This is a genomic window from Salinivibrio sp. PR919, assembly GCF_001995355.1.
GTDB lineage: Bacteria > Pseudomonadota > Gammaproteobacteria > Enterobacterales > Vibrionaceae > Salinivibrio > Salinivibrio proteolyticus.
In genome coordinates this window covers 1-9,107 of sequence record NZ_MUFL01000105.1, presented here as the reverse complement: position 1 = coordinate 9,107, position 9,107 = coordinate 1, and the positions used below count along the sequence as shown (strand labels likewise).

The 9,107-nt window shown below is 43.3% G+C and carries 7 protein-coding genes; all 7 read right to left on the bottom strand.

Annotated elements, in window-relative coordinates:
- On the bottom strand, positions 1 to 925 hold a 925-nt coding region (locus BZG83_RS14900; protein ID WP_198929744.1), incomplete at its 3' end, for a hypothetical protein.
- 9 nt (positions 926 to 934) lie between these two features.
- Complete coding sequence (locus BZG83_RS14895) at positions 935 to 2,428, bottom strand: methyltransferase domain-containing protein (RefSeq protein ID WP_077481697.1); 1,494 nt, start codon at positions 2,426 to 2,428, stop codon at positions 935 to 937.
- Between the two features lie 121 nt (positions 2,429 to 2,549).
- Positions 2,550 to 3,452: a UTP--glucose-1-phosphate uridylyltransferase GalU gene (gene galU, locus BZG83_RS14890; RefSeq protein ID WP_077481695.1), complete on the bottom strand. Its 903-nt coding sequence runs from the start codon at positions 3,450 to 3,452 to the stop codon at positions 2,550 to 2,552.
- A gap of 99 nt (positions 3,453 to 3,551) precedes the next feature.
- Positions 3,552 to 4,142, bottom strand: coding sequence for a hypothetical protein (locus tag BZG83_RS14885; RefSeq protein ID WP_077481693.1), 591 nt, complete (start codon positions 4,140 to 4,142; stop codon positions 3,552 to 3,554).
- A 202-nt stretch (positions 4,143 to 4,344) separates the two neighbouring features.
- The gene (locus BZG83_RS14880) at positions 4,345 to 5,511 is read right to left on the bottom strand and encodes a nucleotide sugar dehydrogenase (protein WP_077481699.1); all 1,167 of its coding nucleotides are present in this window, start codon (positions 5,509 to 5,511) and stop codon (positions 4,345 to 4,347) included.
- Positions 5,512 to 5,523: 12 nt separating this feature from the next.
- Complete coding sequence (locus BZG83_RS14875) at positions 5,524 to 6,402, bottom strand: hypothetical protein (RefSeq protein ID WP_077481691.1); 879 nt, start codon at positions 6,400 to 6,402, stop codon at positions 5,524 to 5,526.
- Positions 6,403 to 6,405: 3 nt separating this feature from the next.
- Complete coding sequence (locus BZG83_RS14870) at positions 6,406 to 9,036, bottom strand: glycosyltransferase (protein ID WP_077481689.1); 2,631 nt, start codon at positions 9,034 to 9,036, stop codon at positions 6,406 to 6,408.
- Between the last annotated feature and the right edge of the window lie 71 nt (positions 9,037 to 9,107).

The window sequence follows — 9,107 nt, the reverse complement described above, 5'->3', positions numbered from 1 at the left end:
TATCAATGCTATCTTCCGCATTATAAACGGGGATAATCACCGTCACTAACGGGCCCTCGACCGGTGTTGTCGGTGAGGTCGTCACATTGCGGAGCAGTAGACAATCGTCGCTATTGAATGTTTTGATGGGCGCAAACTCATGGCGTTCAAAGACGTGATTAAGCATGGATAAACGTTGCTGATCCTCACTGTGAGCATTCGCCCACGCCAACATAAAATCAGCGTCTTGCTGCCATTGCGCTAAAAATGGCGCCAATACGTCGTGCATTGCTGCCACCCCATCACAACGATAGTGCGCGAAGGCATGTAACAGTATCGCCGCTTTTCGCTCATGGTAGTCGTCTGCAAGCGGCAACAAAGATGCTGAGTATGTGCGATAGGCACACCACTGTTGATGGAAAAAAGCCCATCGCGCCAACTCGTAGTAACTGTAAAAAGCCAACCGCCTCGACGTCGTTGAAGGCTTTGCCCAACTCGTCAACTGAGCGAGTGCAGTCTGCGAAAAGCCTCCCCAAAGCGCATCTCTGACCTGTTTAAGCTGATACGTTTCTTCCCACTGCTGTTGGTTAACCAATCGCCCTTCATGGCAGCCGTGGTAACTATAGTGCAACAACGGATTGATACCGGCCTGCGCAACATCTGGATACATCGCCAAGTAAAACTGAGATGAAAACGTCGGCCCGGGGTCTGCTCCCYGCGTGGCATGCTCTATATAGTGTTCAGCACAGGCCTTATCGCTTAAATCACAAGGTAGCTGCTGCGCCTTTTTGTACCAACTGAGATCAAAATAAGGAGAACCAAGCACTGTGGTAAGCGCTGCATCAAAGGTATCCGAACGCGCCACACTAGACGACGCCATCCCAGACGACGAACCAAAAAAAAGCGCCAAGCGATGCTTGGCGCGTACAAGAAAAGAACGACTCATAACAATACATCAACCATGAGTAAGACAACGTTTTAGCCAGCGTTTAGCGCGCTGTTGATAACTCGTCGATGAAAGCGGCTCGCCATTTGACACTGTCAGTTGAACACTCGCGATAGGCACACAGTGCGCATCGGTCTGTAACGACAACTGCACAGGCGCATCGCTTTGTTCATCTAACTGATATCTCACACTAAAGCCGCACGGCGATTGCTGCCAATACGCTGACGGATAGTTTTTATCCGGGAACAAGGTCGCGAGTACATCTTTTCGCTCGCGTGCAAACGCAAAGGTTTCACGTTTTGTTCCTTGGCTGACCACTAACTGCAATGGGCTTTCCGTTTCATCCAGCCAACCGGCCCAGCCGGACAGCCGCAATGTATTCTCTTCAACAATGAGCTGATTATTCACGGGCGAGTCTAAATGAAAACACACACGATCACGCCATTGTTCAGGCAACTGGCGCGTTACGCGTACACACTTTGCCTGCTCACTCAGCGAGTTTTTTGCCAAATGCTTGGCATACGCACTGGCACGTTCGGGAGTACGAGCTGGCACCCCCAATGCGTGCGCCTGTGGCCACTGCAGTTCTACCGGAAAATAGCCGCTATCAAAAAATGCCTGAGCAATGTCTGCGCGATACGACTCAGGAACAAAGGAGTCCAACGCAACGTCTGTAAAACCGGCTTGCTCTCTCCACATCGCCACAAGCTCTTGATGCAAACCTTGCTCGAAGATTTTTTTCGTCACTTTATCAATTGTTGCCGAGGTGTAGAGCTCATCAACAATCGCTTGTATGGCGGGGCTGCACGTGATTTTTTTCTGTTTAATACGGTAATAGCATTGATCGCCCGATAACGTCTTAATGTCAGTTTGCTCAAATAAACGGCGCGCGACGGTGCTTTTACCCGTACCGGGTTTATCCATCAGCAAATACGCATAAGGGCGACATTTTCGTACATGCACCACATAACGTTGTAATGGATCACCGGCTTGCTTGACGCTATGACCGACCACTTTCCACGCATAGTCTTTAAGCATGCTGCCAAGCTTCACTCGGGTAGGAAATAAACGCTCATCGATCGCGCGTTTTACCGGTATAAACGCATCCTTATTTCCGGGAGCAATACTAATTTCAAGCACCAAAACCCCTTGGGGGTCAAGCTGTTGCATTATTTGATGGATCAAAGCCTCTTGATCGTCTGCATAATGTAACGCAGACAAAAAGGTGATCACATCGAAAGGACCTTCGGGCAATGTTTGCCAAGACTGGCACAAGAATTTTCCCTCAGGAAACCGCAACGATGCCCTTCCAATCGCTTCTTGTGATTGATCGATCCCTATCACACTTTTTGCGCCTTCAAAAAGCGCATAACCACAAAAAAAACCTTCATTACACCCAACATCTAAAAATCGTTTCGCGTGTAAATCAGGTAATCGAAGCGCGGCTAACTTGTCTAATGATTTAGACCCTCCCTTAACACCGGGAAAGGTTTGATACTGCATAGAATTAACACTATGTTGGGGCGCAACTTTCGTTGCACGTTAATCGAACACGGCAACAGCCCAATAAGCTAAAGCAAATGATGGTGCGCCCCAACCCTAGGCAGCGCACCATACTGATCAGCTAGGCTGTTTCTGCTTCTGTTTCTGGTGCACCTTGTGCCACCTTCACGGTAGGCTGCTGTGAGATAGGCGTATTATGATCTTTTTTATACACCTGCTCAAAACAGTAGTTTGTGGCATCAATATACCCTTCAACACTACCACAATCAAAACGCTCGCCTTTAAATTTGTAAGCCAGCACACACCCTGCTTGAGCCTGCTTAAGCAGCGCATCGGTAATTTGAATTTCGCCGCCCTTGCCTGGCTCGGTTTGCTCAATTAATTCAAAAATATCAGGGGTAAGTATATAACGGCCAATAATAGCGAGGTTACTCGGCGCCGTGCCGGGCTCTGGTTTTTCAACCATATCATCAACCCGGAACAAATCATCTYTAATCGCTTGCCCTGAAATCACACCATATTTATGCGCTTGGTCCTCTGGCACCTCTTGTACAGCGACAATGGTGCAACGGAACTGGTTATACAAAGCCACCATTTGTGCCAATACGCCTTGTTGCTCATTCACGCACAAATCATCGGCTAACACGACTGCAAAAGGTTCATCACCAATCAAAGGACGGCCAGTCAAAATGGCATGGCCAAGGCCTTTCATTTCACGTTGACGAATAAAGGTAAAATTCGCGGAGTCAATCAAACCACGAATATCATCTAGCAGGGCCTCTTTACTGGTGCCTTGAATTTGATGTTCTAACTCATAGTTCTTATCAAAATGGTCCATCAACGCCTGTTTGCCACGGCCAGTAACCACACACATATCGTTCATACCGGCTTGAATGGCTTCATCTACGCCATACTCAATCAACGGCTTGTTCACCACCGGCATCATTTCTTTTGGCATAGATTTTGTTGCCGGTAAAAAGCGCGTGCCATAACCAGCGGCAGGGAACAAACATTTTTTAATCATGAAAGGACTCTCCTAGAACTGACAAATAAAAAGCGAGTCGCTAGCGTTATAATAAATCGACTCGCTGTAAAACAATAAAGACGTGTAAGGCGATAAAACTTATCGAGGATCGATAAAATAATCAATATTTTTAACAATAAAACGCTGATTGATCCGCTTCGGCTTTATTTCAAAAACGGCCATACGATCATCGATAATCTCAACGGGTTTATATAACTCTTCCACGACATGATAATAATCACGTTCAACGTAATCATCGAATAAAACCAAGGCGGGCTTGCGTATATTGATACACGCAGTTAAAAAGCTTGCGACGCGAAATCGACCATCAATCAAAATCAAATCAGGATGAAGCTTATGCTCCTGCAAATAATCCCACGCACGTTGAGGGTAATCAGGCCAACGCCTGAATTCACTATCATCGACGGGGCGTCCCCAAGCTTTGGTTGGACCAATATCTGCGTAAATCGGAATCAGCTTGCCGGGTAAGCTTCGCTCTTGATAAGCGCCCATCAACTCAACCAGCCACTTAGCATCGGTTTCAGTTGTGACAACCGTGCTACCTTGCTCGGCACCCAGTAATGTTGACCCACCGGAACCATACTCAAGAATGACCTGATGGCTTGCGTAAGCTTGTTTAACATACTCCAGACRCACTGGAGGAAASGTTAATTTGAAATCACGAAACATCACGTATCCTCTTAGATGAAAAGCCTCCTTGCACGTTGGAACAATCTTATCAACTATTCATCCTAAACAAGATGATATTTGACGTTCACAAGACAAGGAGGCGAAAGGAACAGCATAGCGGCCCTATCACCATCTGAGGATAGAGATTTGATGCCTGTTCTAAACGATAACTTGAGGGTAAATTACCACATTTACGCGTGAATTAATCATTGCCAAATAAGTCACGGGTATATACTTTATCGGCAACGTCTTCTAGCACCGAGTCAAAGCGGTTAGAGACAATCACATCGGCCAGTTGTTTAAACTCGTTGAGATCGGTCATTACCCGGCTATTAAAGAAGTGCTCTTCTTTAAGCTCTGGCTCATACACCACCACTTCAATCCCTTTGGCTTTAACACGTTTCATAATGCCTTGAATCGCCGATGCGCGGAAATTATCCGACCCAGATTTCATCACCAAACGGTAAATACCGACCACTTTCGGCTCTCGCGCGACAATTGAATCGGCAACAAAGTCTTTGCGCGTCCGATTTGCTTCAACAATCGCCTGAATCAGGTTGTTAGGCACATCTTGGTAATTAGCCAATAGTTGCTTAGTATCTTTAGGTAAGCAATAGCCACCGTAACCAAAACTCGGGTTGTTATAATGGTTGCCAATACGTGGGTCTAAACCAACGCCTTGGATTATTTGCTTGGCATCTAGACCATGCGTTGCGGCATACGTATCTAGCTCGTTGAAGTAGGCCACGCGCATCGCTAGGTAGGTGTTCGAAAACAGCTTAATTGCTTCCGCTTCAGTGCTATCAGTAAATAGCACTTCCACGTCTTGTTTAATCGCGCCCTCTTTTAACAAGCTAGCGAATCGCTCCGCACGCTCGCTGCGTTCACCGACAATAATGCGCGATGGATGGAGGTTATCGTACAGCGCTTTCCCTTCGCGTAAAAATTCTGGCGAGAAGATAATATTCTCAGTGGCAAACTTTTTACGCACCGCCGCAGTGTAACCCACTGGCACCGTTGATTTAATAACCATCACGGCATCAGGGTTAATCGCCAATACGTCTTGAATCACCGCCTCAACCGAGCTGGTGTTAAAGTAGTTGGTTTTCGGATCATAATCGGTCGGCGTGGAAATAATGACAAACTGAGCATCTTGATACGCTTCTTGTTTATCCAGCGTGGCGCGAAAATCTAATGCTTTGTGGGCTAAAAAGTCACTAATTTCTTTATCTTCAATCGGTGACATTTTGTCGTTTAACAAATCGACTTTACGGGCATCAATATCTAACGCCATTACTTGATGATGCTGAGCCAATAGCATTGCATTCGATAAGCCAACATAACCAGTGCCAGCCACGGCAATTTTAATTTTATTCATTTTTTAATTCCAGTTCTCGATAATATTCATTGCCTTTGTGAAACACTCGGGAGTTTCTGCTTTCCCATGCCCTCCTTCATGCTCGAATAGAATAATATTTAACCCATCACTCTGATATTCTTTTTTATCTATATCAACATGTTTACAAAACATATCTAGGTGTATATCAAAATGATGGTCATCCAATGTATTTTGGATATATACAATCCTACTTTTCACTAACGAAACATCATTAAACTTTGCAAGTTCAATATTACTCATTCGTTGAGGATTTTTAGTAAAGGCTTCTTCTGGTGTGATATTTCCCCAGCATAACCGTAAGTACTTACCTAATCCACTTTTAAAGCGATACTTAGTAATTTCTACTTGTGGGTTGATAGTAACAACAGAAAGCTTGGGCTCCATAATTCCAAGCCGCATTGCGGCGAAGCCACCGCCACTCGAACCATACGTTGTTACCCTAGTTAAATCGACCTCTGCCAATTTAGCTATGTCTTTAATTAGATTGAGTAACGTAGGAAATGGATCATAAGATTCATTTCCCGAATACCATGCAAGACCTAACTTATCATCTAAACGTATTGTAGGGTCAGAAATATAGAGACAATGCCCTGGAAAATACTCAGACCATGACCAGCGCTGAAAAACAGGCGGGTCATTCTGATCCCGCATTGCATTACCGGAGAACAGCACAAAAATACGATCTGCATTTTCTTTAGGAGCCCAGTAAAAATCATATTGAAAAGATTCATGCTCAAACTTCCCACGAATTTTCTTGTGTACTGGAAAGTTTTTTGCATCAAACTCAACTAATTCTATGCTTGACAGCTGAGTTGCACCGACCTTACCTGATTGCTTAGGTATATTTAATACTTCTCCCATGGATTAACACCTCTTATTTACACGATTAATATGAGTTTGATAACTAAATTTTTTATTTGCATATTCTAATGCAATTTCTACCTGTTTTTGATAGGCAATAGGATCTGCGACTAACTGCTGGGCTATTTCAACCGCTGAGTATTCATCGGCATATAATGCCGCCTCTTTAAAGAGTGGTTTATAAACTTCAGGTAGGATAACAGGCACCCCAACCGCCATTGCTTCAATAATTACTCGGCCAAATGCTTCCACCCAATCTGGGTGCGCATAATATAGATAAACGTCAATATCTTTCAAAAAATCTTTCGGATGGATGCTACCAAATTCGTGAACATGCCAATTATTTGGTGTGTAGCCTAATACTTCACTTGGCGCCTTCACACCACCTAATACATGAACCTCAATATCGTCTTGGTCGGGGTAAGCCGCCAATATGGTTTCTTTATCACCCGGCCATTTAACAAAATGATCACGAGAATGACGACCAATTTTTAGCTTACCTTGAGGTTGATAAGTATCACGCTTCCAACCATCAATATCAATAATATTATTCCAGTCCTTTTCGGATAATTCTATATAAGGGAGTTCATCAGCATGATAATTTAACAAAGCATCCCTTACTAACGGGCCAATTGGATACCAGGTTGCTTTTCCATTGAACATTCTCGCGATATTTCGTTCACAATCCTCTAAGCGGTAGCGTAATACTCCATTTTCCGTATAGTCACTCATAGGTGGCTGGTTGACAATAACATGAATATCTTTGGCCTTAATCTCAGGAATATACTTTTGATAATATTGCAAAATTGGTGGATAACGTAAAATTAGTTTATCACAAGAAGCTTTATCACCATAACAAAGTACTTTAACTTGCTCACCGTCGACCTGACTGCGTATCTCGGGTAACATCACTCGGGTAGGGCTAGCATCTAAATCATAACGGTACATTTGAATAAGCCCAGTTTTTAAACCTGCTCGTTTGTGTGCCTTTATTTCTTCCGCATTAGATAATGTACTGCCACCTATCATTCTAAAATCAGAAGCAATGATTACGTCAAAATGTTCACTATCACCTACGGCAAGGGTTGCTCTCCCACGCATATTACTTGGTGCCGCAAACAATCCCTTCTCTCTCTCACCCGTATACTTTAACTGTTCAGCGTTTTCATGATAATACTGTTGAGCTTCTAAATACTCTTTGCGCACACCAAATGGCTGACCGTTTATGCCAAAAAATTCGTGGGCTACTACGGATGAATCAGAGTCACGCTGGAATGATAAAGGCCCAGTGTCAATATGAACCACACTTTCATCGCCAAACACTTTTTTAATTCTTCGTACTAATTCATTGTCTGCCCCAAAGCGAACTGTATCCCAATAACCGAGCGTTTCTTTAACTGGCTGTCTACGAAACATAAACGAAGATGTATTGGTAATAATAAATACGCCATTGTCACTCCAACGCGTAAACTCTAGTGTATTGTTGGCGCGTGCTTGCTGCGAGGTACAACCAATTACCTCTGCATTGTCTAACAAATACTCTACCTGAGTTCTAATTTTGTCTGGATGAGACCAGTCATCTGCATCATGAATAGTGACAAAATCACCGGTCGCCATATCCAGCCCATAATTTCTTGCCACATATGCGCCACCGTTTTCTGGCATAGTAACAAGTTTAATTCGGGCGTCTAGCTTCGAAAATTGCGCTACGACCTGTGCTGTATTGTCAGTACTGCAGTCATCTAACACTAGAATTTCTAAGTTAGTATAGCTTTGCTGCTGTAAAGAACGTAGCGTGGTGGGTAATGTTTCGCTAGCATTAAATGAAGCTATTAATACGGTGACTTTTTCTTCTTTGTGGACCTTAGTGGTATCTTCAACCGACAAGCGATCGTATAGATTACAATCAGAATCAATCAGTGAGATGGGTTTTATATTATACCGTGCTAAAACCTTATTAATGTAGGCTAACTTTTTAGTTTCTTTGTTTTCAAAATTACTGAGTGCTAGAAGAACATCATTCTCTAGGTATCCTTGGCCTTGCTCAACAATGTCTTTTATAGAATGGTCTTCTACTTTGTATCCGTTCACTAACCGAATAACATCAATCTTATTTTTTTCTTGTTTATCAAAAAATCGGAGTGATAGCGCGTTAAAGATATCATTCGCTTTTCTTAACAAAGCATTAYCACCAGATTTAGAGTAATAAATTGCTAGCTCTCGTAAAGCATACTCACGCACTACGCTATTTTTAGATAGCGACAGTTCTTCAAGCTCCTCTACCGCTCGCTCGACAAACCCTAATACATAAAGCTTTCTTTTTATTTTATTAATGGATTTTTTTGCCCATTTCTTAGAATTATCGAGGGAGGTCAAATGTCCGCGTTCTTTACCATATAAATGATAATATACTACCGGATTAAGTTGAGACTCTTTAACTTCTGGGTAACAATCAACATAAAACTTAGTATCGAAGTTTTTACCTGGATTACGCCCCATATCCGCGCCATACTTTAAATAATGCCGAAAAGGGTGCAAACCAATAGCTTCTACATCAGGGTATTGTGCTCGATACCATTTGGGGTGAACGCGTTTAGATTCTTTGACAACTTTAAGTTGCTCTTCATATTTCATTGTTTTTCCTCCAAAGATACTGATTTAATAATGCGACCCTCATTTCTACCGTGCTTTAGGTAATGTACTAA